A 26454-nucleotide genomic window follows, 5' to 3' on the forward strand; every position below is an offset into this window, starting at 1 on the left:
GGCGAAGTTTTTCGATGGCGCGTCACCCTGGTTCGCGGCGGGGCGCCGCTCCTACCCATTGGCTGCGTCGACGCTTAACTGACTGGCATTAACCTGAACAGGTGGCTTTTTATATCCGAGACGGCGCCGGTGCTTATTCCTGCCCCTCACGGTCGCGAAAACCCAGCAGATAAAGAATGCCATCCAGCCCCAGGGTGGAGATCGCCTGCTTGGCCGATTGCTTAACCAGCGGCTTGGCCCGGAAGGCAACACCGAGACCGGCCAGGCCAAGCATCGGCAGGTCGTTGGCACCATCGCCGACGGCGATGGTCTGTTCCAGCTGCAAACCTTCCTTCTGCGCCAGCTCACGCAGCAAATCGGCCTTGCGCTGCGCGTCGACGATGGGCTCGACGGCCACGCCGGTGACCTTGCCGTTCTCGATCTGCAGTTCGTTGGCAAACACGTAGTCGATGCCCAGCTTGGCCTGCAACTGCCTGGCGAAGTAGGTGAAGCCACCAGAAAGGATCGCGGTCTTGTAACCCAGGCGCTTGAGCTCGGCGAACAGCACCTCGGCACCTTCGGTCAGACGCAGGGACGCGCCGATCTCTTCCAGCACGTCTTCCGACAGGCCCTGCAGCAAGCCCAGACGCTCCTTGAAGCTGGCGCGGAAATCCAGCTCGCCACGCATGGCGCGCTCGGTGATCTCGGCCACCTGCTCGCCAACACCGGCAGCCTTGGCCAGCTCGTCGATGACCTCGGCCTCGATCAGCGTCGAATCCATGTCGAACACCGCCAGGCGGCGGTTACGGCGGAACACCGAGTCACGCTGGAAGGCGATATCGACGTTGAGCTCCTGCGCCACGCTGAGGAATTCGGCGCGCAACGCCGCCGGGTCGGCCGGCTCGCCGCGCACGGAAAACTCGATGCAGCCCTTGCCCTGCTCAGCCGGCATATCCAGCGGCATGCGCCCGGAAAGGCGGTCGATATGGTCGATGTTCAGACCGTACTTGGCGGTGATCGCACTGACGCGCTGCAACTGCTCGGCGCTGACCTTACGCGTCAACAGCGTCACGATATGGCGGGCCTTGCCCTGGCCACCGACCCACTGACGGTAGTCGTCTTCGGAGACCGGGGTGAAACGTACCTGCTGATCGAGCTCGTAGGCGGTGAACAGCAGATCCTTGAGCACCGACTGGGAGCGGCCGTTGTCAGGAATCTCGATGAGGATGCCGAACGACAGGGTGTCGTGGATTACCGCCTGGCCGATATCGAGGATGTTCACCCCGCCCTGAGCCAGCACGCCGGTGATGGCTGCGGTAAGTCCGGGGCGATCCTCGCCGGTGATATTGATCAGGACGATTTCGCGCAAGACGCACCCTCCAAGGCAAACGATTGAGGCAGGCAAGCGGCGAATTGGCCACTGACCGACGAAAAGGCGCACATTCTACCCAGTTTCCCGCCAATCCGGGCAGCCATGCGCTTTGCCCGCCCCAGGCCGCTCGCTATACTGCGCGGCAACTTCAGTCGACAAGAGCCGTGCTCTGTGAACCGGCCCGCGCCCGTCAAACCCGATAACTTCTTCATCCTGATCTTCCACGCGCTGCGTCAGCGGCGCGTGCCTCTGGTGCTGCGCATCGCCAGCCACAGCCTGCTGCTGGTGGCCTTGGCGATGGTCATCTATGCCTGGGTCATGGGCATGCAGTTCAAGCAGGCCATGCAGCAGCAGGCCGATGCACTGGGTCAGGCGCTGATCACCCAGACGGCGGCCTCGGCCACCGAACTGCTGGTGTCCAACGACATCCTCAGCCTCAACGTGCTGCTGAACAACCTGGCGAAGAACCCGCTGGTGGCCCATGCGGCCATCTACAGCGTGGACAGTCGCATCCTCGCCGAAGCCGGCACGCGCCCGACACGCAGCGTGCTGGGTGAAACCGAAGGTTTGTACTCCACCTCCATCACCTTCCAGGAAGTGATGGCCGGGCAGTTGCGCATCAGCCTGGACATGAGCCAGTTCCAGCAGCCGATGACCATCAGCCTGCAGAGTATGGGCATTCTCAGCCTGATCCTGCTGGCACTGGCCCTGTCGCTGAGCATGCGCCTCGGCCGGCATATTTCCACGCCACTGCTGCAGATGCGCCTATGGCTGCGCGACCCGGACGACCCTGCACCGGGCGCCGGACGCAACGACGAGATCGGTGACCTGGCGCGCCAGCTACAGGCGCGCCTGGTACCGGAAAAACCGGAGCCCGAGCCGGAACTGGATGACGAACAGCTGCTTGATGACAGCGAGGACTATCTGCACGAAGAAGACGACGAGCGCTTCGACAAGCAGGAGAAGATCCCGGCCGAACATGCTGCCCTCAATGCAGCGGACATCAGCGATAAGTATGGCGATGACGAGCCGCTCAAGCCCTGGCCTGACACGATAGAGCCGGATGATCCCTTTGCCGACCTGCGTGACGAGTCCGAGGCGCCTGCGCCAGTCGCCAAGGCTCCGCGCCCATCGCAGGCCAGCGCCGTGCTGGCCATTCAACTCGGCGCCCAGGAGCAGTTGCGTCGCCTGCCACGCACGCGCCTGCTGGACCTGCTGGATCGTTATCGTGCCTGCCTCGATCAGGCAGCTGCGCTCTATCAGGGACAACTTCACACACTCAAGGACGGCAGCAGCCTGATGCTGTTCCACGAGCGCGAGTGCGGCGAGGATTACCTGACCCACGCGATCTGCTGTGGCGAGCTGATGCGCGCTCTGGGCCACGCCCTGCAGATCGAGGTCGCCGACAGCGGCATCACCCTGCAACTGCAACTGGGGCTGACCCTGGGCAGTGATCTGGAAGAGCTGGGCCAAGCCGACCTGCTGCTCAGCGACAGCGCCCTGGACGCCCTGGCCTTGTCGCAACACAGTCGCAACCTGCTGCTGGTCGAGCAACGCGTCGCCCAGGATGCACTGGCCCGCCAGCGTGCGCGCATCCGCCCGATTGCCAGCCCGGAAGGAGCCAGCTGCGTGGAGCGCCTGCTCGACCCTTATCCGGCGCTGCTGGAGCGGCAACTGACGCGCATGCGCGACAGCCGAGTGTGAAAGCGGCGCAGCCCATGTAGGGCGCGTGTAACCCGCCAGACGGCCAACGGCGGGTTACACCCGCCCTACGCGCTGGCCAATGCTCGCCGCTGCGGGGGTTTCACACCGTAGCGCTGCAGCCAGTCCTTCCAGCGAATCCGCTCGTCACGTACCAGCCAGCCATCCTGTTCGGCAAAGCTCTCCGACAGCCACACCCCTCGGGTGCTGGCAGGCAGCAACTCGCCCTTGCGTAGGGTGAACAGCCCACCGCTGGGCACGCCGCGCTGCAATGCCAGCAGATAGATGTCCGGCCGGCGACGCTCCAGACGCGCCACCAGGCGGCCGTCTTCCAAACATTCATCGACGTGGAACAGACTCAGCTGACGGGCATCTCGCGGCAGCTCCAGGCTCAGGTCGTAGACCAGCTGCAAGGATGCGGTAGGCAGATGCACGTAGGCGCGCGGGCGCTCGAGCAAGGTCAGGTTGCCGCACTGCACCGGCCGCGCAGCGCCGGACAGCGGGCTGAGGCGAAAGTGACTCGACTCGCGATAACGCAGCGCGCCCTGATAGGGCGTGGGCAACCAGGTATCGGAGAAACGCCCGCCCAGCCAGCCATCGGCACACTCCAGCAGGCATTCCTCGGCTACTTCCTGAACCGCGGTAAGCAGCGGCAGATTCAGCTCATGCGCCGGCACATAGCCGGAAATCAGCTTGAGCACGGTGTCACCACGATCCGGCCGCCGCTGGCGCACCAGCAACCAGTAATCACGGCCATGCAGGCGCAGGGTCAGACGCACCGAGACGCCGAGGTTGGCCAGCTCGACGGAAAACCGCGAGCTGTCCGCCACCTCGACCGGACGGCGGCGTTCGAGCATCTGCTGGAAATTCAGCGGCTGCCCGAGGCTCTGGTAGCTCAGCCCATCAGGGCCGGCTTCGACGAACAGCGGCAGGGTCTTGAAGTTACTCGGGTCCTTGCGGATCAGCGTACGCGGCATCTCGACTCCTTGTTCCGGCTGGGCGTGAGGCGGCTCGGCAGCCAGCGTTCACGCGAGGGTCAGGTTGAAGCGAAAACCGCTCAAGGCTGCCCCAAGCCGACCACCCAGTACAACCCAAGGCTGTAAGAGGACGTGACCGGGGACTCAGCGGATGCCCTGTAAAACCGCCGCCACAGTCGCGACATTGGCCACCAGGTGCGCGGGCGTGATGGTGCCGACGATGGCGCTGCTGACGCCCGGATGCGCGAAGATCAGCTCGAAGCTGGCGCGCACCGGGTCGACACCATCGGCCAGGCAGGCATGCCCGCTGGCCAGCGCCTTCTTGATCAGGATGCCCTTGGCATGACTGGCAGCGTAGTCCAATACCGGCTTCTCGCCCTGCTCACTCAAGTTATAGGTGACCATGGCGCAGTCGCCTTGTTCCAGCGCCAGCAGCCCACCCTCGACGGTCTTACCGGAAATACCATAGCCGAGGATCTTGCCCTCACGCTTGAGCTCGGCCAGCGTCTCGTACACACCTGTCTCGCGCAGCACGGCAAGATCGTTGCCGTCGGAGTGCACCAGCAGCAGATCGATACGATCGGTCTCCAGGCGCTTGAGACTGCGCTCGACGGACAGCCGCGTATGCGCTGGCGAGAAGTCGAAGTGCGACTGCCCCTGCTCGAATTCTTCGCCGCTCTTGCTGACGATCACCCACTCATCGCGCTGGCCACGCAGCAGTGGACCGAGGCGTTGCTCGCTGACGCCGTAAGCCGGCGCGGTATCGATCAGATTGATGCCCAGCTCGCGAGCCTGCCGCAGCAAGGCCAGGGCCTGCGTATCGTCAGGGATGGTGAAACCGTTGGGGTACTTCACGCCCTGATCACGGCCGAGCTTGACGGTGCCCAGGCCCAGCGGCGAAACGCGCAAGCCGGTGGAGCCCAGCGGGCGATGCAGTTCGTGCAGGGTGCTCATGGCAGCAATGCCTCCCACACCGGCTGTCCCAGCGCTGGGCGCGGCAGTTCAGGCAATGGTGCATGGCCAGATGGCAGCAGGTTATCGCGCTGCAGAGCCGCAAGTACGCGGTCAGCAAAGTCCGGCGCCAGCGCCAGCTTGGTCGGCCAGCCCACCAGCAGGCGCTGTTGCTCGGCGAGAAAGGCATTGTCCGGGCGCACCAGGCCCGACTGCGCGGGCTCGGCGCGATCCACACGCAATGTGGCCCAGCGGGTCTGGCTCTGGTCGACCCAAGGCAGCAGCGCCGCCATTTCCTTTTGCGCGGCCTGAATTTGAGCGACCTCGTCGCGAGCGACGCCATCAGCTTCAGCCAGGTCGCCACCGAGGTACCAGACCCACTGCCCATCGGCCGCCGGATGGGTGGTCACGGTGACCCGAGGCTTGGGCCCACCACCAAGGCAATGGGCGTACAGCGGTTTCAGCGCCGGCCCCTTGGCCAGCACCATATGCAGCGGGCGCAACTGCTGCGCGGGCTGCTCGACGCCCAGTGCGGCGAGCAGATCGGCATTGCCGGCACCCGCGCTGAGCACCACGCGCTGCGCACGAATCTCTCGGCCATCGACGATCAGCCCGCACAGCTCCGCGTTTTCCTGCAGCGGTTCGATACGCTCGGCGGCCAGCAGGCTGTCGCCCGCCAGCTCGGCCAGGCGTGCGATCAGGCTCGGCACGTCGAGCACCAGCTCGGCGAGGCGATAGACCTTGCCCTTGAACTTCGGGTGCTGCAGCGCCGGCGGCAATTGCTCGCCCTTGACCTGATCGACACGGCCGCGCACGGCCTTGCTGGCAAAGAAACTGGTGAGGTTGCCGGCCAGGGTGCCAGGCGACCACAGGTAATGCGCGTCGGAAAGAATGCGCACACCGGACAGATCCAGCTCGCCATTGCCCGCAAGCGCCTCGCGCCATCGTCGCGGCATATCGGCGATGGCCTCGGAGGCACCGGTCAGCGCGCCATGCAGGGCGTATTTGGCGCCGCCATGGATGATGCCCTGTGACTTCAGGCTCTGCCCACCGCCCAGGCTGCCGCGCTCCACCAGAACGGTGGCGAAGCCCTGCTGACGCAGGCGCGCATTGAGCCAGAGGCCGGCAATACCGCCGCCGACGATCAGGACATCGGTGCTGAGAGCTTGGGACATGAACGCGCCTCGCAGAAAAACAGGCGCGCAGTATAACCCTCGGGGCCGCTACACGCGGCAAGCTTCAGGACGCAAACGTAACCCTGACGCCCCGCTTCAATGGCCGGTGGAACTGGAAAACAACTGGATCACCACCACGCCACTGACGATCAGGCCCATGCCAAGCACGGCCGGCAAATCGAGTTTCTGCTGATAGATGAACATCGCCGCGATGCTCACCAGGACGATGCCCAGACCCGCCCAGATGGCGTAGGCAACGCCCACAGGAATGGTGCGCACCACCAGCGTCAGCATCCAGAAGGCGATGCCGTAGCCGCCCACCACCAGCAACAGCGGCAAGGGTTTGTTGAAGCCGTCGATAGCTTTCATCGAGGTGGTGGCGACCACTTCGGCGGCGATGGCAATGGCGAGATAGAGATATCCGGGCATGATGGCGACTCCTGAAAGATGAGCGCAATTCTAAGTTCTTCCATGATGGGATAAAGTCATTACCTATCTGCATTTTTGATAGGTCAGCCATGAACTGGAATCTCGATCAACTGCAACTGTTCGTCCGTAGCGCCGAGAGCCGATCCTTTTCCGCTGCAGCTCGGCAGACCGGACGCGCGCAATCGGCGGTCAGCACCGCCATCGCCCTGCTCGAAAGCGATCTCGGCGTCACCCTCTTCGAACGCAACAGCGGTCGCCAGCCACAGCTGACCGAGGCAGGCGCGGCGCTGCTGGAGCAGGCCCGCAGCGTGTTGCAGCAGTGCGAGCGCCTGGATGGTCGTGCACTGGGCCTGGCACGCGGCGAGGAGGCACGCCTGCGCCTGGCGCAGGATGAGGCCATGCCCTATCAGCCAGTGCTGGCCAGCCTGGAAGCACTGGCCGAAGCCTTCCCCCTGCTGGAGGTTCAGCTCTCCAGCGGCGCGCAGGGTGATGTGGCGCGCAAGCTGCTCCAGCGCCAGGCCGACCTGGGCCTGCTGTTTCATCACGAACAGATGCCCAGGGAACTGGAAAGCCAGCGCCTGGGCACCATAGAGATGGTCACGGTGTGCAGCCCGCAACACCCGCTGGCCGAACTCGATAGCGTGGAACGTCGCGACCTGGCCGAGCACCGCCAACTGCTGATGACGCCGCAGGACAGCCACTACCCCGGCGGTGAGCAGATCAGTCCGCTGGTATGGCGCGCCGACAGCTTCTACGTCATGGCCGAGCTGGTGATACGCGGCGTTGGCTGGGCCTGGCTGCCCCGCCACGTAGCGCAGTACCCGACCTACCAGGGCCACCTGCAGGAACTGCGCAGCGACTGGGCGCCCCTACCACTGGTAGTGGAGCTGGTCTGCCGTCGCGACGGCGCGCTCGGCCCCGCTGCCAACTGGCTGGCCGACTGCCTGGCGCGTGAACTGCTGCGCCAGCAGGCGTGATCGTGCTTCCAGAGGATTGCGGGCGGCGCTAGCAGGCCGTTGAAAAACGTAGGCGAGGCAGCCAATGCAATACCGATGGCGGCCCCACAAAAACAGGCGAAAAACGGTCGGAGTCGCGCTCGACTTTACGAGCTGTAAATGAGCATTTTGATCGGACTCGCGCACGAGCCTGTTTTTAACGCAGCAGTGGCAACGCAGATAGTTTTTCAACAGCCTGCTAAGCTGCGCCCCCATGAACAGACTCCTCTACACCCTGCTGCTGCATCTCGCCCTGCCCCTGATCGCCCTGCGTCTGGCCCTGCGCGCACGCAAGGCGCCGACTTACGCCCGGCGTATCAATGAACGCTTCTCCCTTGGCCTGCCGTCGATGAAACCCGGCGGCATCTGGGTGCACGCGGTCTCGGTCGGTGAGAGCATCGCCGCCGCGCCGATGATCCGCGCGCTGCAGGCGCACTATCCCGAGTTGCCGATCACCGTCACCTGCATGACGCCGACCGGCTCCGAGCGCATCCAGGCACTGTTCGGCGACAGCGTGCAGCACTGCTACCTGCCTTACGACCTGCCTTGGGCCGCTGCGCGTTTTATCAATCGCGTAAAGCCGCGCCTGGCCGTGGTGATGGAAACCGAGCTGTGGCCGAACCATATCCACCAATGCGCCAAGCGCGGCATTCCGGTCGCCCTGGCCAACGCAAGACTGTCCGAACGCTCGGCACGGGGTTACGCCCGGCTCGGCAAGCTCACCGCACCGATGCTCGCTGAACTGTCGCTGATCGCCGTGCAGACTCAGACCGAAGCCGAGCGCTTTCTCGATCTGGGCGCCCGCTCCGAGTGCGTGGAGGTGACCGGCTCGATCAAGTTCGACCTGAAGATCGATGCTGAACTGCTGCAACGCGCAGATGCCCTGCGCCAGCAATGGCAGGCCACGACTCGACCGATATGGATCGCCGCCAGCACCCACGCCGGAGAGGACGAGATCATCCTCGCCGCCCATCACCAGTTGCTGAAGTCTCGACCGGATGCCCTGCTGATCCTGGTACCGCGTCACCCCGAGCGCTTCAACGCGGTGCATAACCTGTGCATGAACCAGAGCCTGACCACTCGCCGCCGCTCCACGGGAGAAGCCGTGCAAACCAGCGATCAGGTGCTGCTGGGCGACACCATGGGTGAGCTGCTGTTTCTCTACGCCCTGGCGGATATCGCCTTCGTCGGTGGCAGCCTGGTGGCCAACGGCGGGCATAACCTGCTGGAGCCGGCCGCTTTGGGCAAGCCCGTGCTGAGCGGCCCGCACCTGTTCAACTTCCTGGAAATCGCCGCGCAGTTGCGCGAAGCCGGCGCCCTGAACGAAGTGGAAAACGCCGGACAGTTGGCGGACAAGGTTGTGGCGCTGCTGAACGAACCGAGCGAGATGCAGCGCATGAGCCAGGCCGGCCTTAGCGTGCTCAAGGCCAACCAGGGCGCGCTGCAGCGATTGCTGGAGGGCTTGCAGCGTCTTCTGTAGCCGGATGTAATCCGGGCTACGCCTGGCAATCGTCAGGGCGGGTAGGGTGGGCTTCAGCCCACCACATCCAGAGCGGCCACTGTTGGTTGGCTGAAGCGGTTCGCCACCCGCCCCCTACGCTCTGTCTGATACGCAACCGCACTTGAAAGGTCCAGCGCTTGCCTCAGAAATCCTGAGCGTTCTGCAGGCGTGCTTCGGCGGCAGACGCCAGGTCCGGCGGCAGGAAATCCTTGTCCGGGTTGTAGTCCGGTTTGAGGAAACTGCCCAGCGCTTCCAGATCGGCCGGGCTGAGGGTGCCGGCTGCCTGCTTCAGGCGCAGGTTGTTGAGGATGTAGTCGTAGCGCGCATCGTTGTAGTTGCGCACGGCGCTGTACAGCTGACGCTGGGCGTCGAGCACGTCGACGATATTGCGGGTACCGACCTGATAGCCGATCTCGGTGGCCTCCAGCGCACTCTGGTTGGAGATGATCGACTGGCGACGTGCCTGCACGGTCTCCACATCGGTGTTCACCGCACGGAACAGGTTGCGGGTGTTCTGCACCACCTGACGGCGCAGGCTCTCGCGCAGTTGCTCAGTCTGCCCGAGGCGCTGGTAGGCCTCGCGCACCTGCGAGCTGGTCAGGCCGCCGCTGTACAGCGGGATGTTCAATTGCAGGCCGATGCTGCGCTGCGAAACGTCGCCGCTGAAGGGATCCTGACCAGGCAATCGGTTGCTCGAGTTGCTGAAGCCCAGGCTGTCGTTGTCACCCCGCTGGTAGCTGGCCACCGCATCCAGGGTCGGCGCATGACCGGCCTTGCGCTGCCGCAGGTTCTCTTCGGCAGCCGTCACAGCGTAAAGGCTGGCCTGCAGGTTGAGGTTTTGTGCCGCGGCGGTGTCGACCCAGGCCTTGGCATCATTCGGCGTCGGCGCCAGCACCGGCAGGGTGTGGACGATCCCCTCGACGGCCAGATAATCGCGGTTGGTCAGGGTCACCAGGGCTTCGAAGGCGTCATCCACTGCACGCTCGGCGTGCAAGCGGTTGGCGCGGGCAGTATCGAACCCGGCCTGCGCCTCGAGCACATCGGTCTTGTCGGACAGGCCGACGTCGAAGCGCTCGTTGGCCTGATCCAACTGACGCTTGAAGGCCGCCTCTTCGGCCCGGGTCGAGGCCAGGCTGTCCTGGGCGCGCAGCACGGCGAAGTAGGTTTCGGCGCTCTGCAGGATCAGGTTCTGCTCGGTGGCAGACAATTCCAGCGCAGCCTGCTCGCTGGTGGCCTCAGCCGCCTGCAGTTGGAACCAGCGGTCGGCACGGAACAGCGGCTGGCTGAGGTTGGCCTGATAGACCAGACCGCTACGCGAGACAGTGGCGCTGGGCGAATCTATTTCGGTGCGCGTATCGCCGTAGTTGGCGCCCGCGGACAGGTTGGGCAGCAGGCCGGCACGTGCTTGCGGCACCACTTCACGGCGAGCCTGATAATCGGCGCGAGCGGCAGCGATATCCGCGTTGTTCTTCGCCGCTTCCTGATACACGGTGACCAGGTCGGTCTTGCTGGACAGCGGGGCCTCTGCGGCCTGAACCAGAGCCACCGAAGCGGCGGCCACGGCGATTGCCAGGAAAAGTCTGCGCAACATGGATGTCGATCCTTCATTAGGCGGTAATCGGCAAGGCTACGGCCCGCTGCAGGCAGGGGTCAAGCGCGCCATGGACGGCATCAGTCTAGCTGGCGGCAAGCTATGTTGCTCGTCGGCAACAATCCGCCATCAGCAGCGTGAGCAGTCGCTTTCCGACGCATGGGTCGATATTTATTGACCACCGAGTTGGTTTTCTCCTATCAGCTTGTTTAGACTGCCCAAGTTCTTGTCGGGGTGCCCCAAATGCGGGGCTGAGATTGGCAGCTGCCGGATCCCGTTGAACCTGATCAGGTTAAGGCCTGCGTAGGGAACAAGATGTCCTCGCCAGTGTACCGGCGAGTCCTCTCGGCACCGCCCACGGTGTATCTCGCGCCCTTCGTCCGCTCAGGTTCCAACTCCGACATCTATCCCGGAGAGAGCCTTGATGAACACACAACAACAAAAGAACCTGAGCGAAAGCGCCCAGGTCGACCAGCAGTCGGTACAGCCCTTCCCCCGTTCGCAGAAAGTCTACGTACAAGGCTCGCGCCCGGACATCCGCGTGCCGATGCGCGAGATCAGCCTGGACGTGACGCCGACCGACTTTGGCGGTGAGATCAATGCGCCAGTCACCGTCTACGACACCTCCGGCCCCTACACCGACCCGAACGTCACCATCGACGTGCGCAAGGGCCTGGCCGACGTGCGCAGCGCCTGGATCGAGGATCGCGGCGATACCGAAAAGCTGCCGGGCCTGTCCTCGGAGTTCGGCCAGCGCCGCCTCAACGATGCCGAGCTGTCGGCGATGCGCTTCGCCCACGTGCGCAACCCGCGCCGGGCCAAGGCCGGGCACAACGTCAGCCAGATGCACTACGCCAAGAAAGGCATCATCACTCCGGAGATGGAATACGTCGCCATCCGCGAAAACATGAAGCTGGCCGAAGCGCGTGAAGCCGGCCTGCTCAATGAGCAGCACGCCGGCCACAGCTTCGGCGCCAGCATTCCGAAAGAAATCACTCCCGAGTTCGTGCGCAGCGAAGTCGCCCGTGGCCGCGCCATCATCCCGGCCAACATCAACCACGTCGAATTGGAGCCGATGATCATCGGCCGTAACTTCCTGGTGAAGATCAACGGCAATATCGGCAACTCGGCGCTGGGATCGAGCATCGAGGAAGAAGTGGCCAAGCTGACCTGGGGCATCCGTTGGGGCTCGGATACGGTGATGGACCTGTCCACCGGCAAGCACATCCACGAGACCCGCGAGTGGATCATCCGTAACAGCCCCGTGCCGATCGGCACCGTGCCGATCTACCAGGCCCTGGAAAAGGTCGGCGGCATCGCCGAGGACCTGACCTGGGAGCTGTTCCGTGACACCCTGATCGAGCAGGCCGAACAGGGTGTGGACTACTTCACCATCCACGCCGGTGTTCTGCTGCGCTACGTGCCGCTGACCGCCAAACGCGTCACCGGCATCGTTTCGCGCGGCGGCTCGATCATGGCCAAGTGGTGCCTGGCGCACCACAAGGAAAACTTCCTCTACACCCATTTCGACGACATCTGCGAAATCATGAAGGCCTACGACGTCAGCTTCTCGCTGGGCGACGGCCTGCGTCCGGGCTCGATTGCCGACGCCAACGACGAAGCGCAGTTCGGCGAACTGGAAACCCTCGGCGAGCTGACCAAGATCGCCTGGAAGCACGACGTGCAGTGCATGATCGAAGGCCCCGGCCACGTGCCGATGCAACTGATCAAGGAGAACATGGACAAACAGCTCGAATGCTGCGACGAAGCGCCGTTCTACACCCTCGGTCCGCTGACCACCGACATCGCCCCGGGCTACGACCACATCACCAGCGGCATCGGCGCGGCGATGATCGGCTGGTTCGGCTGCGCCATGCTCTGCTACGTCACACCCAAGGAGCACCTGGGCCTGCCGAACAAGGATGACGTGAAGACCGGCATCATCACCTACAAGATCGCCGCGCATGCCGCCGACCTGGCAAAAGGTCACCCGGGCGCACAGATCCGCGACAACGCACTGTCCAAGGCGCGCTTCGAGTTCCGCTGGGAAGATCAGTTCAACCTGGGGCTGGACCCGGACACTGCACGCGCTTACCACGATGAGACGCTGCCGAAGGATTCGGCCAAGGTCGCGCACTTCTGCTCCATGTGCGGGCCGAAGTTCTGCTCGATGAAGATCACCCAGGAAGTGCGTGAATACGCCAAGGATCAGCGCATCGACGCCGTCGACCTGGACGCCGAACAGGGCATGCAGGCCAAGGCTGCGGAGTTCAAGGCGCAGGGTAGCCAGCTGTACCAGAAGGTGTAACGGCGTACTTTCCGTCAGCCAGGCTTGATCGGCGGGGCGGATGCTCGCTAGTGTGATGCGTAACGGGCCGTAGTTTGGCCCGTTACGACCATCTGGGGAGTGCAATGAACAAAGACGACATCGACATCATCGAGCGCGAGAACTGCTTTCGCGGCTTCTATCGCCTCGACCGGATCAAGCTGCGCCATCGCCAGTTCGCCGGCAACATGGGCCCGCAACTGACCCGCGAGCTGTTCGTGCGCCACGATGCCGTCTGCGTGCTGCCTTACGACCCGCAGCGCGATGAAGTGGTGCTGATCGAGCAGTTCCGTGTCGGTGCCATGGACAAGGCCGACAATCCCTGGCTGCTGGAGCTGGTCGCCGGGCTGATCGACAAGGACGAGGAGCCCGAGGAAGTCGCCCGCCGCGAAGCGGTCGAAGAAGCCGATCTGATTCTTGGCCCGCTGTGGCCAATTACCCAGTATTTCCCCTCCCCTGGCGGCTCCGATGAGTTCGTCCATCTGTTTCTGGGTCGCTGCGACAGTAGCGGTGCCGGTGGCGTGCATGGCCTGCCCGAGGAGGGCGAGGACATTCGCGTGCATGTGATGCCGCTGGCCGATGCCCTGGCAGCCGTACGCGACGGACGCATCAACAACGCGGCCAGCATCATCGCCCTGCAATGGCTGGCGCTGAACCGCGACGAAGTGCGGGGCATGTGGTCGTGAATCTGCTACGCGAGCGCTATCGGGTCGACCTGGTCGAGCTGCAAGCGGCTTGCGAGGCCAACTACGCGCGCCTGATGCGCCTGCTGCCGAACATGCGTGAGCACACGGAAAGCCGCCGCGTGGCGCTGAGCCAGGGTGAGCATCTGCTCGGCGTGCTGGCGCTGGACGTGTTGGAAAGTTGCCCCTACACCACCACCCTGTGCGTGCGCCAGGAACACAGCCTGCCCTGGCTGCCGGTGCCGCAGCTGGAAGTGCGGGTGTATCACGATGCGCGCATGGCCGAGGTGGTGGGCGCCGAGAACGCGCGGCGCCTGCATATTCGCTACCCATACCCGAATGCCGCCATGCACCAGCCGGACGAGAAGAGTCAGCTCAACCTGTTCCTCGGCGAATGGCTGAGCCATTGCCTGGCCTGCGGGCACGAACCGCAGCCGGTGATGTAAGCCGGCGATCAAGCTTTTCGGTGCCTGGCCGATAGCGCGGCGTTGTATTGTTTGGATGGCCCGCCCTGCCTGACGACTGTCGCGAACGATGGCAAACAGCGCTTCTGGTGTTTTTCTGTGACCTGCGTCTGCTTCCCGGGTTTTCCCTTTACTGCAGCAACCACCATAATTCACCCGATTGCGCCCTAGGAGACGGTCTTGCCGAGCCTGCCCACCCAATCCACTGATTCCTCGGTACTGCTGGTGCAGTTGTCCGACAGCCATCTGTTCGCCGAAGCGGACGGCAAGCTGCTGGGCATGGATACGTGCGACAGCCTGCAGCGGGTGATCGAACGGGTCCTGCAGGAGCAGCCGCAGATCGACCTGATTCTGGCTACAGGTGATCTTTCGCAGGATGGCAGCGAAGCGTCGTATCAGCGCTTTCGCCAACTCACCTCAGCCATCGACGCACCAACCCGCTGGCTGGCCGGCAACCATGACGAAATCCCCCCCATGCAGGCTGCCTGCCAGGGCAGCGAGCTGCTGGAGCCGGTAATCGACCTTGGTGCCTGGCGCATCGTCATGCTCGACTCCTCGATCCCCGGCGCGGTGCCCGGCTTTCTTGCCGACGGCCAACTCGAACTGCTCGAACGCGCCCTCAGCGAAGCGCCGCAGCGCCATCACCTGATCTGCCTGCACCACCATCCGGTCGCCATCGGCTGCAAGTGGATGGAACCCATCGGCCTGCGCAACCCCGACGCCCTGTTCGCCGTGCTCGACCGCTACCCGCAGGCGCGCACCGTGCTCTGGGGGCATATCCATCAGGAGTTCGACCAGCAGCGCGGCAATCTGCGCCTGCTCGCCTCGCCTTCGACCTGCGTGCAGTTCGCGCCGGGCAGCGAGGAGTTCCAGGTGGACAGCGAAGCCCCTGGCTACCGCTGGCTGCGCCTGTATGCCGATGGCACGCTGGATACCGGCGTCTCGCGCGTAACCGGCATCACGTTCGAAATCGATTACAGCGTCAAAGGATATTGAAACAGCGGCAGGCCCACGCCAAACGCGTATCCTGACAGACACGCTCTGCTGTTTCCTGCAGCTTGCCGCTTACAGCTTAGCGCTGCTTTTTGTAGTAGCCTCCCGCACCATGACTGCATCCATTCTCTATATTCACGGCCTCAACAGTTCGCCGGCCTCGCACAAGGCCAGCCAGTTGAGCCGCGCCATGGCCCACCTGGGTCTGGAAAACCAGTTGCGCGTACCGGCCCTGCATCATCATCCGCGTCAGGCCATCGCCCAGTTGCAGGCGCTGATCAGCGAACTCGGCGCGCCGCTGCTGGTGGGCAGCTCCCTGGGCGGCTATTACGCCACTTACCTGGCCGAACAGCACGGGCTCAAGGCGCTGCTGATCAATCCAGCCGTAAAGCCGCACCTGCGCTTCGATGGCTACCTGGGCCCGCAAAAGAACTACTACAGCGACGAGACCTGGGACCTGACCGCGGATCACGTCCACGCCCTGGCCGAACTGGAGGTGGCGCCGCCATTGGACGCCAGCCGCTACCAGGTGTGGCTGCAAACCGGCGACGAAACCCTCGACTACCGCGACGCCGAGCGCTATTACCGCGCCTGTGCCCTGCGCATCCAGGCCGGTGGTGACCACGGCTTCCAGGGCTTTACCGAACACCTGCCGGCACTCTTCGCATTCGCCGACATTAGCGCCACACTCTGGCGCGATACCGACTTTTCCGCATTCAATTGATGACCAAGAGACCCTATGGCCCAGCTCGGAGCTCGCACTCATATCATTTCATTGCCGCGACGGCGGCCATTTCGCTACGGAGCAAGAAAGGAGGAGAGTGGTTTGGTTATTCCAAATGAGCGACGACTGACGCAGCGCCGTAGCGAAATGGCCCCGTCCCTTCGGGTTGCGCCGAAAAGCACGCCAGGCGGTGTTGCGGGACTTGCCAAGGGAACGCCATTGGCGGCATCCCGCGCCTTGCCTGGCGCGCTTTTCGGCAGCAACGCGGCGGTGAAATGATATGAGTGCGAGCTCTTATAACGCAGACGCCATCGAAGTCCTTTCCGGCCTCGACCCGGTGCGCAAGCGCCCGGGCATGTACACCGACACCACGCGCCCCAACCACCTGGCCCAGGAAGTGATCGACAACAGCGTCGACGAAGCCCTGGCCGGGCACGCCAAGTCGATCCAGGTGATCCTCCACGAGGACAACTCGCTGGAGGTGCTCGACGATGGTCGCGGCATGCCGGTGGATATCCACCCGGAAGAAGGCGTACCGGGCGTCGAGCTGATCCTCACCAAGCTGCACGCCGGCGGCAAGTTCAGCAACAAGAACTACCAGTTCTCCGGCGGCCTGCATGGCGTCGGCATCAGCGTGGTCAACGCCCTGTCGACCCGCGTGGTGGTCACCGTCAAGCGTGACGGCAACGAGTACCAGATGAGCTTCGCCGATGGCTTCAAGGCCAGCGAGTTGCAAGTCATCGGTACTGTCGGCAAACGCAACACCGGCACCAGCGTGCATTTCTGGCCGGATGCCAAGTATTTCGACTCCTTCAAGTTCTCCGTCAGCCGCCTCAAGCATGTGCTCAAGGCCAAGGCCGTACTCTGCCCGGGCCTGAACGTCAGCTTCGAAGACAAAGCCTCGGGCGAGAAGGTCGAGTGGCATTACGAGGACGGCCTGCGCTCCTACCTGGTCGATGCCGTCAGCGAGTTCGAGCGCCTGCCGGCCGAGCCCTTCGTTGGCAGCCTGGCCGGCAACAAGGAAGCCGTGGACTGGGCGCTGCTGTGGCTGCCCGAGGGCGGCGACGCGGTGCAGGAAAGCTACGTCAACCTGATTCCCACCGCCCAGGGCGGCACCCACGTCAATGGCCTGCGCCAGGGCCTGCTGGATGCCATGCGCGAGTTCTGCGAGTTCCGCAACCTGCTGCCGCGCGGCGTCAAGCTGGCCCCGGAAGACGTCTGGGAGCGCATCGCCTTCGTCCTCTCGATGAAGATGCAGGATGCGCAGTTCTCTGGCCAGACCAAGGAGCGCCTGTCCTCGCGCGAGGCAGCCGCCTTCGTCTCCGGCGTGGTCAAGGATGCCTTCAGCCTGTGGCTCAACGCCCACCCGGAAACCGGCCTGCAACTGGCCGAGCTGGCCATCAGCAACGCCGGTCGTCGCCTCAAGGCGGGCAAGAAGGTCGAACGCAAGAAGATCACCCAGGGCCCGGCGCTGCCCGGCAAGCTGGCCGACTGCGCGGGGCAGAACCCGCTGCGTTGCGAGCTGTTCCTGGTCGAGGGTGACTCGGCCGGCGGCAGCGCCAAGCAGGCACGCGACAAGGAGTTCCAGGCCATCATGCCGCTGCGCGGCAAGATCCTGAACACCTGGGAAGTGGACGGCAGCGAAGTCCTGGCCTCGCAGGAAGTACACGATATCGCCGTGGCCGTCGGTATCGATCCCGGCTCCAGCGACCTCTCCGGGCTGCGCTACGGCAAGATCTGCATCCTTGCCGACGCCGACTCCGACGGCCTGCACATCGCCACCCTGCTCTGTGCCCTGTTCGTCCGTCACTTCCGCCCGCTGGTGGATGCCGGTCACGTCTACGTGGCCATGCCGCCGCTGTATCGCATCGACCTGGGCAAGGAGATCTTCTACGCTCTGGACGACGCCGAGCGCGACGGCATCCTCGACCGCCTGGTGGCCGAGAAACGTCGCGGCAAGCCACAGGTCACCCGCTTCAAGGGCCTCGGCGAGATGAACCCGCCGCAGTTGCGCGAAACCACCATGGACCCCAACACCCGGCGTCTGGTGCAACTGACCCTGGATGATTTCGAAGGCACCCGCGAAGTGATGGACATGCTGCTGGCGAAAAAACGCGCTGGTGATCGCAAGAGCTGGCTGGAAACCAAGGGCAACCTGGCCGAGGTACTGGCCTGATGCGTAATCACCTCCTTGCACTCGGTCTGTTGGCCGGCGTCGCGAACGCCGAGCCAGTGGTGCTGGAAGAACTGACGTTACAAGCTGAATACCCGGTGACAGAAATGCCGGGCGGCAACCTGTCCGGCCTGGCCCTGTGCGGCGAAACGCTGTGGGCAGTTTCCGACCGTGACGACGACCGTCTCTATCAACTGCATAGAGAAGAAGGGCTGCTGCGCGCCGAAGCAGAAACCTTCGTTGCCCCCGCCCCCCCCGAGAGCGCCCTGCCCTGGGGCCTGCGCATGCGCAACTGGGCGGCCGGCCTGGTACGCGGTGGCGCACTGGATTTCGAGGGAATGTCCTGCGACGCGCAGGGTAACCGCTATCTGGTCAGCGAAACCCGCGCCGCCGTACTGCAGGTGAGCAGCAACGGCAATGCGCAGTGGCTCAACCTGCCCAGCGGCCTGGTACGCCAGGCGCGCGCCAGCGGCATGCTGCTGCATTTCAACCAGGGCTTCGAAGGCATCGCCATCGATCCGGCCGGTGACCGCCTGTGGCTGGCTGCCGAACAGCGCCGCCGCGGCCTCACTGTACTGCATCGTCGCGGCAGCAGTTGGCGTTGTACCGGCGGCTGCGTGCTGACCAGCGAAAGCGGTGACGAGGCGTCGCCCGAAGCGCTCGGCGGCCATATGGCACCACGCGACTTCTCCGGCCTGGCCTATTTCGGTGAAAAGCTCTTTACCCTGGAGCGTCAGGCCCACCGTATCTGCCGGCGCACCCTGAGCGATGGTGTCGCGGAGATCTGCTGGTCGTTCGCCAGCGAAGCCCTGAGCGAACCACGCCGCTACGCACCGGACTACGGCATGGCCGAAGCGCTGTGGATCGACAAGGATGGCGCCTGGATCGGCGTCGACAACGGCAGCCAGACCCGCGCCGATGGCGAAGAGCGCCCCATCGTCTGGCGTTTTGCCGCGCCCAAGGGCGGCTGGAGCCGGCGCCCGTGAGCGAACAGACGCCAGGTCGTGGTGCCGGACGAGTGATGTTGGTGCTCGCCTGGGGCGCCGGCCTGCTGCTGGCCACGCACTTCTTCGGTAACTGGGAAGATCGCCAGCGCAACCCCAACCAGACGCCGCAGTCGGTGCATGGCGATGGTTTCGTCGAGGTGAGCCTGGCCAGCAGTCGTCAGGGTCACTACCTGGTCAATGGCCAGATCGATGGGCATGACGTGACCTTTCTGCTCGACACTGGCGCCACCCAGGTGGCAATACCCAGCGCGGTGGCCGAGCGTCTTGGCCTGCAACGTGGTGCGCCGATCATCATCAGCACGGCCAACGGCCGTGCCACCGGGCATCGCACACGCCTGGACAGCCTGCGCCTGGGCGATATCGAACTGCGTGACGTCGCCGCACTGATCGCCCCAGGCATGGACGGCGACGAAGTGCTGCTGGGCATGAGCGCCCTGAAACAACTCGAATTCAGTCAGAAGGGCGGCACCCTGGTGCTGCGCCAATCAACCTTGCAATGAGGCCCGCATGAGCGAATCCCTCGATTTGAGCCTGGAAGGCGTTGAACGCCGGTCACTCGCCGATTTCACCGAGCAGGCTTATCTCAACTACTCCATGTACGTGATCATGGACCGCGCCCTGCCGCACATCGGCGACGGCCTGAAACCCGTACAACGGCGCATCATCTACGCCATGAGCGAATTGGGCCTGGATGCCGACGCCAAGCACAAGAAATCCGCGCGTACCGTCGGTGACGTGCTCGGCAAGTTCCACCCGCACGGCGACAGCGCCTGCTATGAAGCCATGGTGCTGATGGCGCAGCCGTTCAGCTACCGCTACACCCTGGTCGACGGCCAGGGCAACTGGGGTGCGCCGGACGATCCCAAATCTTTCGCTGCCATGCGCTACACCGAGGCGCGCCTGTCGCGCTACTCCGAGGTGCTGCTGTCCGAGCTGGGCCAGGGCACCGTCGACTGGGTACCCAACTTCGACGGCACCCTGAACGAGCCGGCGACCCTGCCGGCGCGCCTGCCCAACCTCTTGTTGAATGGCACCACCGGCATCGCCGTGGGCATGGCCACCGATGTGCCGCCGCATAACCTGCGCGAAGTCGCCGCCGCCTGCGTACGCCTGCTCGATGAGCCGGGCGCCACGGTCGAGCAGCTCTGCGAGCATATTCAGGGCCCGGACTTCCCTACCGAAGCCGAGGTCATCACGCCCAAGGCCGACCTGCTGAAGATCTACGAGACCGGCCGCGGCTCGGTACGTATGCGCGCCGTCTATCGCATCGAGGACGGCGACATCGTCGTCACTGCCCTGCCGCACCAGGTGTCCGGGGCCAAGGTACTGGAGCAGATCGCCGCGCAGATGCAGGCCAAGAAGCTGCCGATGGTCGCCGACCTGCGTGACGAGTCGGACCACGAGAACCCCTGCCGCATCGTCATCATCCCGCGCTCCAACCGCGTCGATGCCGACGAGCTGATGACCCACCTGTTCGCTACCACCGACCTGGAATCCAGCTACCGGGTCAACACCAACGTCATCGGCCTCGACGGCAAGCCGCAGGTCAAGGACCTGCGCACCCTGCTCAGCGAGTGGCTGGTGTACCGCGTCGGCACCGTGCGCCGCCGCTTGCAGTTCCGCCTGGACAAAGTCGAACGCCGCCTGCACCTGTTGGAAGGTTTGCTGATCGCCTTCCTCAACCTCGATGAAGTCATTCGCATCATTCGCAGCGAGGATTCGCCCAAGCCGGTGTTGATGGAGCGTTTCGGCCTCACCGACGTGCAGGCCGACTACATTCTCGACACTCGCCTGCGCCAATTGGCTCGCTTGGAAGAGATGAAGATCCGTGGCGAGCAGGACGAACTGGCCAAGGAGCGCGAGAAACTCCTGGCCCTGCTCGGCAGCGAAGCCAAGCTGAAGAAGCTGGTACGCAAGGAAATCATCGAGGACGCGGAGAAGTACGGCGATGACCGCCGCTCGCCGATCGTCGCCCGCGCCGAGGCTAAGGCCCTTTCTGAAACCGAGCTGATGCCGACCGAGCCGGTCACCGTGGTGCTCTCGGAAAAAGGCTGGGTGCGTTGTGCCAAGGGCCACGACATCGATGCCACCGGCCTGTCCTACAAGGCCGGCGACGGCTTCAAGGCCGCCGCGCCCGGGCGCTCGAACCAGTACGCGGTGTTTATCGACTCGACCGGCAGGAGCTATTCGCTCGCGGCCCACTCACTGCCTTCGGCACGTGGCCAGGGCGAGCCGCTCACCGGTCGCCTGACCCCACCGCCGGGTGCCACCTTCGAGTGCGTGATGCTGCCCGAAGACAGCGCGCTGTACGTGATCGCCTCCGATGCCGGCTACGGCTTCGTGGTCAAGGGCGAGGATCTGCAGGCCAAGAACAAGGCAGGCAAGGCACTGCTGACCCTGCCCAATGGCGCCAAAGTGGTCGCACCGAAGCCCGTCACCAGTCTGGAAGACGACTGGTTGGCCGCGGTGACTACCGAAGGTCGCCTGCTGCTGTTCAAGGTCGCCGATCTGCCGCAACTGGGTAAAGGCAAGGGCAACAAGATCATCGGCATTCCCGGCGAGCGCGTAGCCTCGCGTGAGGAATATCTGACCGATCTGGCCGTACTGCCCAGCGGCGCCAATTTGGTTTTGCAGGCCGGGAAGCGTACCCTGACACTCAAAGCCGACGACCTCGAGCATTACAAGGGCGAGCGCGGCCGCCGCGGTAACAAGCTGCCGCGCGGCTTCCAGCGTGTCGACCAGCTGCTGGTGGAATAGCGTCGGCAACACGCCCCCGTTCGTCCGGGATATCCGCGCTACCAGCCAGCAGGCAAGGCTGGAGTCGTAGCGCGGTTTGACGGATGATACGCGCCCCGGGTCATGCACAAATGACCCCACAGCATGATATGGGATCGATATGCAGCTGCCCCAGAAGCGGCTGCCTGGAATTAATGATGACTGTAGTACGCCCTGTGGCTCTGCTTCTGACCACGCTGCTCGTATTGAGTGGTTGCAGTCTGCTGCAGCAGAAGCCGGTTCCCCTTTACCAACTCGACAGCGGCCAGGCCGTGACGCCGACCCAGGACAACGGTGTGACCGTACTGGTCGGCCCGATCAGCGTGGCCGATTACCTGCGCCAGCAAAATCTGCTGCAACGTCAGGCCGATGGCAGCCTGGTGGCCGCGCAGGACGCTCGCTGGGCCAGCGGCCTGGCCAACGACATCGACCAGCAGTTGCTGCGCCAACTGGCCTGGCGCCTGGACAGCCAGCGCCTGGCCCTGGCGCCGGCGGCACCAGGCTTCAGTGCCGATGCACAGGTCATGCTGACCATCACCCGCCTGGATTCCGGCCCGACTCAACCTGCCGTGCTGGAAGCTCAGTGGCGCTTGCTCGACCGCCGCGGACAACTGCGCGACAGCCGGCTGATTCGTTTGGAAGAAGCGCACGGTGGGCCCATGGCCGAACAGGTCAAGGCGCAGAGTGTCTTGCTGCAACGTCTGGCGGCTGAACTGGCTGTGGCCATTCAACCCATCGCTGCAGCCGAGCCTACCCCTGAGCCGCCGCGCAAGAAGCCTCCGGTGGCCAAAGCCAAACCGCAGGACCCAGCCGCTGCCGGGCCGAAGATCCCGGTGGCAGAACCGATCAAGATCAATACGGAAGTCTTCCGTTTCTAGGAATATCCTCCATCCATTCAACGGCACTCCCGCAAAAGCGGGAGCCTGAATGGAGGAGTTGGCTGTGAATGCCCATCTGCGCAGGCATACAGACCTGTTCGGTGTGTGCCCGAAGAAATCTCTGCTGCCAACTGACAGACATTGCGCACACCAGAGCCAACGGGCGATGCCATACGCAATGCGTTACTTGCTGCGGATCTTCTCGACGATGGCGGTGGTGGAGCTGTTCTCCACCAGCCCGAGTACGCGCACTTCGCCGCCATAGGCCTGGACGATATCGGCACCTACCACCTGATCAATACCGTAGTCGCCGCCCTTGACCAGCACATCCGGCTGCACCTGCTTGAGCAGGCGCTCGGGCGTGTCCTCGCTGAAGCTCACCACCCAGTCCACCGCACCGAGGCCGGCCAACACGGCCATACGGCGGTCGACGGCATTGATCGGACGCCCCGAACCTTTCAGGCGACTGACCGAGGCATCGTCATTGACCGCCACGATCAGGCGGTCGCCCTGCGCGCGGGCCTGTTCCAGATAGGTCACGTGGCCGGCATGGAGAATATCGAAGCAGCCATTGGTGAATACGATCTTCTCGCCGTGAGCCCGCGCATCCTCGATGGCGATGAGCAGTTGATCCAGGCTCAGCACACCACGCTCGGAACCTTCCTCGCGCTGCACGGCGCGGCGCAGCTCGGGGGCACTGATGGCCGCGGTGCCGAGCTTGCCGACCACGATGCCGGCGGCCAGGTTGGCCAGGGCCACCGCCTGCGGCAGCTCCTCGCCCGCGGCGATGGAGGCCGCCAGGGTGGAAATCACCGTATCACCAGCGCCCGTGACGTCGAACACCTCACGGGCACGCGCCGGCAGATGCAGCGGAGCATGCCCCGGGCGCAGCAGGGTCATGCCATGCTCGCCGCGCGTCACCAGCAGCGCGCCCAGCTCCAGCTCGGCCATCAGCTTGGCGCCCTTGCTGACCAGTTCGGCCTCGTCGGCACAGCCGCCGACGATGGTTTCGAACTCGTGCAGATTGGGGGTGATCAGGCTGGCGCCGCGGTAGATGGAGAAATCCTTGCCCTTGGGGTCGGCCAGCACCGGAATACCCCTGGCACGCGCCGCCTGAATCAGCGCCTGATGGTTCTGCAAGGCACCCTTGCCATAGTCGGACAGCACCAGCACCTTGACCCCGGCGAGCAGCGCCTCGACCTGGCGGGCCAGGGCCTGGGTGTCGGTGGCGAAAGGCTCCTCGAAATCCATGCGCAGCAACTGCTGATGGCGACTCATGACGCGCAGCTTGACGATCGTCGGCTGGTCATCGAGCCGCTGGAAATGCGCCTCGACACCCGCGCCGTTGAGGCTGTCGGTCAGGCTGTCGGCCGCCTCATCCTCGCCGGTAACGCCCACCAGCAAGGCCGGAGCACCGAGCGCAGCAATGTTCAGCGCCACGTTGGCCGCGCCACCGGGACGATCCTCGATCTGCTCGACCCGCACCACCGGCACCGGCGCCTCAGGTGAAATCCGCGACGTCCCGCCATGCCAGTAACGGTCAAGCATCACGTCACCCACCACCAGAACGGGGGCTTGGTCGTAACGGGGCATGGTCAGCTTCATGAGCGCTCCAAAGAGGAAAAAACGGAGTGGATCATAGCATGGCAGGCAACGCCTGCCGGGACAGAGGAGCGGCACCGGACTGGAGGCTGCGCGCCGCAGAATCGCAGCGACGCCCGCCAACCTTCACGCAGTGCCACCTGAAAGGTTCAGACGTCCTCTTCTGCATCGGCAGAGGAGCCGCCCTCCTCGAACTGCTTGGCGTGAAGGCGTGCGTAATAGCCATTGAGCGCCAGCAATTGGGAATGACTCCCGCGCTCGACAATACGCCCCTGATCCATGACGAGAATCAGATCGGCCTTCTCGATCGTCGACAGACGGTGGGCGATCACCAGCGTCGTACGCCCCTTCATCACCTGATCCAGGGCAGCCTGGATATGCCGCTCGGACTCCGTGTCCAGCGCCGAGGTCGCTTCGTCGAGAATCAGCAGGGGTGCATCCTTGAGCAACGCACGGGCAATGGCCAGGCGCTGGCGCTGGCCTCCCGAAAGCAGCACTCCGTTCTCACCCACCAGCGTTTCGTAACCCTGCGGCATCTTCTCGATAAACTCGGCCGCATAGGCATCCGCTGCGGCCCGCTGGACCGCCTCGAGAGGCGCCCCGGCAAGGTCGCCATAGGCGATGTTGTTGCGCACCGTGTCGTTGAACAGCGTGACATGCTGGGTCACCAGCGCGATGTGCCGGCGCAGATTGCGCAGCGTGTATTGCTCGACCCCCAGGTCATCGAGCAGAATCTGCCCATTCTCGTGCTGATAAAAGCGTGGAATGAGGTTGGCCAACGTCGATTTTCCGCTACCGGAACGCCCCACCAGCGCAACCATCTGGCCAGGTTCGGCAACGAAACTGATGTCCTCCAGAACGGCCTTGTCACTGCCCGCGTAATTGAAGCTCAGGTTGCGAACCTCAAGCCGTCCCGACACCCGGTCACGCACCTGCGTACCACCGTCAATCTCGGGCGCTTCATCCAATTGCTCGAAAATGCTTTCCGCTCCCGCCAGGCCCTTCTGGATGGTCGAACTGACCTCGGACAACTGCCTGATCGGCTTGGGCAACAGGCCTGCCAACGTGATGTAGGCGACCAGATCCCCTGCCGACGCGTCACCACGCATGAAGAGCACCAGAAACATCAGCACGGCCATCGCGCTGTAGATCACCAGTTGCAGCATCGGCGTGTACACCGCACCGGTCTTGGTCATGCGCATCTGCTTGTGCGTATTGTCCCTGGACGCCGTCTGGAAGCGCTCCGATTCGTAGGATTCGCCACCGAAACTGCGCACTACCCGATAACCATGGATGGTCTCGGAGGCAACATGGGTAACGTCGCCCATGGCGACCTGGATCTTCTTGCTCTGTTTGCGGAACTTGCGACTCGCACTGACGACCATCAACCCGATCAGAGGCAGGATGGCCACCATCACCAGCGTCAGCTTCCAATTCATCAGCAACAGGGTGGCGAACAGGAAGATCACCGTCATGCCTTCGCGGATCACCACCTTGATTGCGTCGGTCGCGGCGCCCGTGACCATGGTCACGTTGAAGGTGATGCGGGAAATCAGGTGTCCCGAATTGTTGTTGTCGAAATAGCGATTGGGTAGCACCAGCAACTTGTCGAAAAGCGCCAGACGCAAGTCATGCACCAGCCCGAGCGACACCTTGGCCAGAAAGTAGTTACCCAGGAACGAACCGATGCCTTGCCATAGCGCTATCAAGACGATCAGCAAGGGTACTGTCTGCAGCAGGTTCATGCTCGCCAGAAACTCGACCTCGGAGAGATAGGGCACGCTGGCAAACAGGCTGACATCCGGATTGGAAAGGCCGTCGACGAAGTACTTGAGGATGTAGCCGAGCATCGGCTGAGTGGAGGCGAAGATCAGAAATCCGAGGATACTGATCAGGAAGAAGCCCATGTAGGGTTTGACGTAACGCAGCAGGCGCAGATAGATATTGAGACTGGAGGCTCGGGGCAGATCGTTACGACTCATGGGGCTCGATGCTCGTGGAAAATGGGCGAAAGTGTATCACAGCGCTTCGCACCATCCCCGACCACGGATCGGCGCCGGCTACCCGGCGCACTCCGGGCTTTCTCGCACTCTATCCGATCAGCTGGACTTCGAGGGCCAGAACGGAAACTTGCTGCGCGATACCGCCAGGCAATATT

22 protein-coding genes and 1 riboswitch are annotated in these 26454 nt (G+C 63.9%); of the genes, 14 read left to right on the forward strand and 8 right to left on the reverse strand.

Annotated elements, in window-relative coordinates; translation table 11 throughout:
- Positions 1 to 133 precede the first annotated feature (133 nt).
- Positions 134 to 1348 (reverse strand): phosphoserine phosphatase SerB, encoded by a 1215-nt coding sequence (serB, locus tag N5J71_RS16610; RefSeq protein WP_074855085.1) that lies wholly within the window; start codon positions 1346 to 1348, stop codon positions 134 to 136.
- Between the two features lie 174 nt (positions 1349 to 1522).
- Between serB and N5J71_RS16615 the strand changes: the two genes are divergently transcribed.
- Complete coding sequence (locus N5J71_RS16615; protein WP_257597287.1) at positions 1523 to 3055, forward strand: AhpA/YtjB family protein; 1533 nt, start codon at positions 1523 to 1525, stop codon at positions 3053 to 3055.
- Positions 3056 to 3120: 65 nt separating this feature from the next.
- On the opposite strand, the gene N5J71_RS16620 is transcribed toward N5J71_RS16615, so the two are convergent.
- The 4 genes from N5J71_RS16620 to N5J71_RS16635 form a co-directional block, all read right to left on the reverse strand.
- Positions 3121 to 4029, reverse strand: a complete 909-nt coding sequence (locus tag N5J71_RS16620; protein ID WP_003459158.1) for a hypothetical protein — start codon at positions 4027 to 4029, stop codon at positions 3121 to 3123.
- A 144-nt stretch (positions 4030 to 4173) separates the two neighbouring features.
- Positions 4174 to 4983, reverse strand: a complete 810-nt coding sequence (locus N5J71_RS16625; RefSeq protein ID WP_279917252.1) for an aldo/keto reductase — start codon at positions 4981 to 4983, stop codon at positions 4174 to 4176.
- Positions 4980 to 6155, reverse strand: a complete 1176-nt coding sequence (locus N5J71_RS16630) for an NAD(P)/FAD-dependent oxidoreductase (RefSeq protein WP_279917253.1) — start codon at positions 6153 to 6155, stop codon at positions 4980 to 4982. The genes N5J71_RS16625 and N5J71_RS16630 overlap by 4 nt, the downstream gene beginning before the upstream one ends.
- 96 nt (positions 6156 to 6251) lie before the next feature.
- Complete coding sequence (locus tag N5J71_RS16635; RefSeq protein ID WP_003459155.1) at positions 6252 to 6584, reverse strand: DMT family transporter; 333 nt, start codon at positions 6582 to 6584, stop codon at positions 6252 to 6254.
- An 89-nt stretch (positions 6585 to 6673) separates the two neighbouring features.
- Between N5J71_RS16635 and N5J71_RS16640 the strand changes: the two genes are divergently transcribed.
- Together N5J71_RS16640 and waaA are read left to right on the forward strand one after the other, a co-directional pair.
- Positions 6674 to 7561: a LysR family transcriptional regulator gene (locus N5J71_RS16640; protein ID WP_074855089.1), complete on the forward strand. Its 888-nt coding sequence runs from the start codon at positions 6674 to 6676 to the stop codon at positions 7559 to 7561.
- Between the two features lie 232 nt (positions 7562 to 7793).
- Complete coding sequence (gene waaA / locus N5J71_RS16645; protein ID WP_279917254.1) at positions 7794 to 9059, forward strand: lipid IV(A) 3-deoxy-D-manno-octulosonic acid transferase; 1266 nt, start codon at positions 7794 to 7796, stop codon at positions 9057 to 9059.
- Positions 9060 to 9222: 163 nt separating this feature from the next.
- Here waaA and N5J71_RS16650 read toward each other — a convergent pair whose 3' ends face one another.
- Positions 9223 to 10671: a TolC family outer membrane protein gene (locus tag N5J71_RS16650; protein ID WP_279917255.1), complete on the reverse strand. Its 1449-nt coding sequence runs from the start codon at positions 10669 to 10671 to the stop codon at positions 9223 to 9225.
- Here N5J71_RS16650 and N5J71_RS16655 point away from each other — a divergent pair.
- The 11 genes from N5J71_RS16655 (at position 10670) to N5J71_RS16705 (ending at position 22694) form a co-directional block, all read left to right on the forward strand.
- Positions 10670 to 10849, forward strand: coding sequence for a hypothetical protein (locus N5J71_RS16655; protein WP_156157156.1), 180 nt, complete (start codon positions 10670 to 10672; stop codon positions 10847 to 10849). The genes N5J71_RS16650 and N5J71_RS16655 overlap by 2 nt on opposite strands.
- A gap of 42 nt (positions 10850 to 10891) precedes the next feature.
- Positions 10892 to 10998, forward strand: a riboswitch (TPP riboswitch).
- A gap of 97 nt (positions 10999 to 11095) precedes the next feature.
- A complete protein-coding gene (gene thiC / locus N5J71_RS16660; RefSeq protein WP_257597282.1) occupies positions 11096 to 12979 on the forward strand; it encodes a phosphomethylpyrimidine synthase ThiC in 1884 nt (627 codons plus the stop codon).
- Between the two features lie 104 nt (positions 12980 to 13083).
- Positions 13084 to 13683 carry an NUDIX domain-containing protein gene (locus N5J71_RS16665; RefSeq protein WP_003459150.1) on the forward strand — a complete coding sequence of 200 codons (600 nt, stop codon included), beginning with the start codon at positions 13084 to 13086 and terminating at the stop codon, positions 13681 to 13683.
- A complete protein-coding gene (locus N5J71_RS16670) occupies positions 13674 to 14126 on the forward strand; it encodes a DUF1249 domain-containing protein (RefSeq protein ID WP_206407954.1) in 453 nt (150 codons plus the stop codon). The genes N5J71_RS16665 and N5J71_RS16670 overlap by 10 nt, the downstream gene beginning before the upstream one ends.
- Positions 14127 to 14324: 198 nt before the next feature.
- Positions 14325 to 15140: a 3',5'-cyclic-AMP phosphodiesterase gene (cpdA, locus tag N5J71_RS16675; protein WP_279917256.1), complete on the forward strand. Its 816-nt coding sequence runs from the start codon at positions 14325 to 14327 to the stop codon at positions 15138 to 15140.
- Between the two features lie 109 nt (positions 15141 to 15249).
- The gene (locus N5J71_RS16680) at positions 15250 to 15861 is read left to right on the forward strand and encodes a YqiA/YcfP family alpha/beta fold hydrolase (protein WP_279917257.1); all 612 of its coding nucleotides are present in this window, start codon (positions 15250 to 15252) and stop codon (positions 15859 to 15861) included.
- Between the two features lie 280 nt (positions 15862 to 16141).
- Positions 16142 to 18037 carry a DNA topoisomerase IV subunit B gene (gene parE / locus N5J71_RS16685; protein WP_279917258.1) on the forward strand — a complete coding sequence of 632 codons (1896 nt, stop codon included), beginning with the start codon at positions 16142 to 16144 and terminating at the stop codon, positions 18035 to 18037.
- A complete protein-coding gene (locus tag N5J71_RS16690) occupies positions 18037 to 19020 on the forward strand; it encodes an esterase-like activity of phytase family protein (protein WP_279917259.1) in 984 nt (327 codons plus the stop codon). The genes parE and N5J71_RS16690 overlap by 1 nt, the downstream gene beginning before the upstream one ends.
- Before the next feature lie 35 nt (positions 19021 to 19055).
- Positions 19056 to 19541, forward strand: a complete 486-nt coding sequence (locus tag N5J71_RS16695) for a TIGR02281 family clan AA aspartic protease (RefSeq protein WP_178112468.1) — start codon at positions 19056 to 19058, stop codon at positions 19539 to 19541.
- A 7-nt stretch (positions 19542 to 19548) separates the two neighbouring features.
- Positions 19549 to 21798 carry a DNA topoisomerase IV subunit A gene (gene parC / locus N5J71_RS16700; protein WP_279917261.1) on the forward strand — a complete coding sequence of 750 codons (2250 nt, stop codon included), beginning with the start codon at positions 19549 to 19551 and terminating at the stop codon, positions 21796 to 21798.
- Positions 21799 to 21971: 173 nt separating this feature from the next.
- Positions 21972 to 22694: a PqiC family protein gene (locus tag N5J71_RS16705; RefSeq protein WP_128578897.1), complete on the forward strand. Its 723-nt coding sequence runs from the start codon at positions 21972 to 21974 to the stop codon at positions 22692 to 22694.
- Between the two features lie 183 nt (positions 22695 to 22877).
- Here N5J71_RS16705 and hldE read toward each other — a convergent pair whose 3' ends face one another.
- Together hldE and msbA are read right to left on the reverse strand one after the other, a co-directional pair.
- A complete protein-coding gene (gene hldE, locus N5J71_RS16710; protein WP_279917262.1) occupies positions 22878 to 24299 on the reverse strand; it encodes a bifunctional D-glycero-beta-D-manno-heptose-7-phosphate kinase/D-glycero-beta-D-manno-heptose 1-phosphate adenylyltransferase HldE in 1422 nt (473 codons plus the stop codon).
- 146 nt (positions 24300 to 24445) lie between these two features.
- Positions 24446 to 26278: a lipid A export permease/ATP-binding protein MsbA gene (msbA, locus tag N5J71_RS16715; RefSeq protein WP_279917263.1), complete on the reverse strand. Its 1833-nt coding sequence runs from the start codon at positions 26276 to 26278 to the stop codon at positions 24446 to 24448.
- Between the last annotated feature and the right edge of the window lie 176 nt (positions 26279 to 26454).

This window comes from Ectopseudomonas oleovorans (genome assembly GCF_029845265.1).
Lineage (GTDB): Bacteria > Pseudomonadota > Gammaproteobacteria > Pseudomonadales > Pseudomonadaceae > Aquipseudomonas > Aquipseudomonas oleovorans.

Bases quoted from the DNA above. Each gene is read 5' to 3' on its own strand.
- N5J71_RS16620 (WP_003459158.1), bottom strand. From the start codon at position 4,029: ATGCCGCGTACGCTGATCCGCAAGGACCCGAGTAACTTCAAGACCCTG.
- N5J71_RS16625 (WP_279917252.1), bottom strand. From the start codon at position 4,983: ATGAGCACCCTGCACGAACTGCATCGCCCGCTGGGCTCCACCGGCTTG.
- N5J71_RS16630 (WP_279917253.1), bottom strand. From the start codon at position 6,155: ATGTCCCAAGCTCTCAGCACCGATGTCCTGATCGTCGGCGGCGGTATT.
- N5J71_RS16635 (WP_003459155.1), bottom strand. From the start codon at position 6,584: ATGCCCGGATATCTCTATCTCGCCATTGCCATCGCCGCCGAAGTGGTC.
- N5J71_RS16640 (WP_074855089.1), top strand. From the start codon at position 6,674: ATGAACTGGAATCTCGATCAACTGCAACTGTTCGTCCGTAGCGCCGAG.
- waaA (WP_279917254.1), top strand. From the start codon at position 7,794: ATGAACAGACTCCTCTACACCCTGCTGCTGCATCTCGCCCTGCCCCTG.
- N5J71_RS16655 (WP_156157156.1), top strand. From the start codon at position 10,670: ATGGATGTCGATCCTTCATTAGGCGGTAATCGGCAAGGCTACGGCCCG.
- N5J71_RS16650 (WP_279917255.1), bottom strand. From the start codon at position 10,671: ATGTTGCGCAGACTTTTCCTGGCAATCGCCGTGGCCGCCGCTTCGGTG.
- thiC (WP_257597282.1), top strand. From the start codon at position 11,096: ATGAACACACAACAACAAAAGAACCTGAGCGAAAGCGCCCAGGTCGAC.
- N5J71_RS16665 (WP_003459150.1), top strand. From the start codon at position 13,084: ATGAACAAAGACGACATCGACATCATCGAGCGCGAGAACTGCTTTCGC.
- N5J71_RS16680 (WP_279917257.1), top strand. From the start codon at position 15,250: ATGACTGCATCCATTCTCTATATTCACGGCCTCAACAGTTCGCCGGCC.
- parE (WP_279917258.1), top strand. From the start codon at position 16,142: ATGAGTGCGAGCTCTTATAACGCAGACGCCATCGAAGTCCTTTCCGGC.
- N5J71_RS16690 (WP_279917259.1), top strand. From the start codon at position 18,037: ATGCGTAATCACCTCCTTGCACTCGGTCTGTTGGCCGGCGTCGCGAAC.
- N5J71_RS16695 (WP_178112468.1), top strand. From the start codon at position 19,056: ATGTTGGTGCTCGCCTGGGGCGCCGGCCTGCTGCTGGCCACGCACTTC.
- parC (WP_279917261.1), top strand. From the start codon at position 19,549: ATGAGCGAATCCCTCGATTTGAGCCTGGAAGGCGTTGAACGCCGGTCA.
- N5J71_RS16705 (WP_128578897.1), top strand. From the start codon at position 21,972: ATGATGACTGTAGTACGCCCTGTGGCTCTGCTTCTGACCACGCTGCTC.
- hldE (WP_279917262.1), bottom strand. From the start codon at position 24,299: ATGAAGCTGACCATGCCCCGTTACGACCAAGCCCCCGTTCTGGTGGTG.
- msbA (WP_279917263.1), bottom strand. From the start codon at position 26,278: ATGAGTCGTAACGATCTGCCCCGAGCCTCCAGTCTCAATATCTATCTG.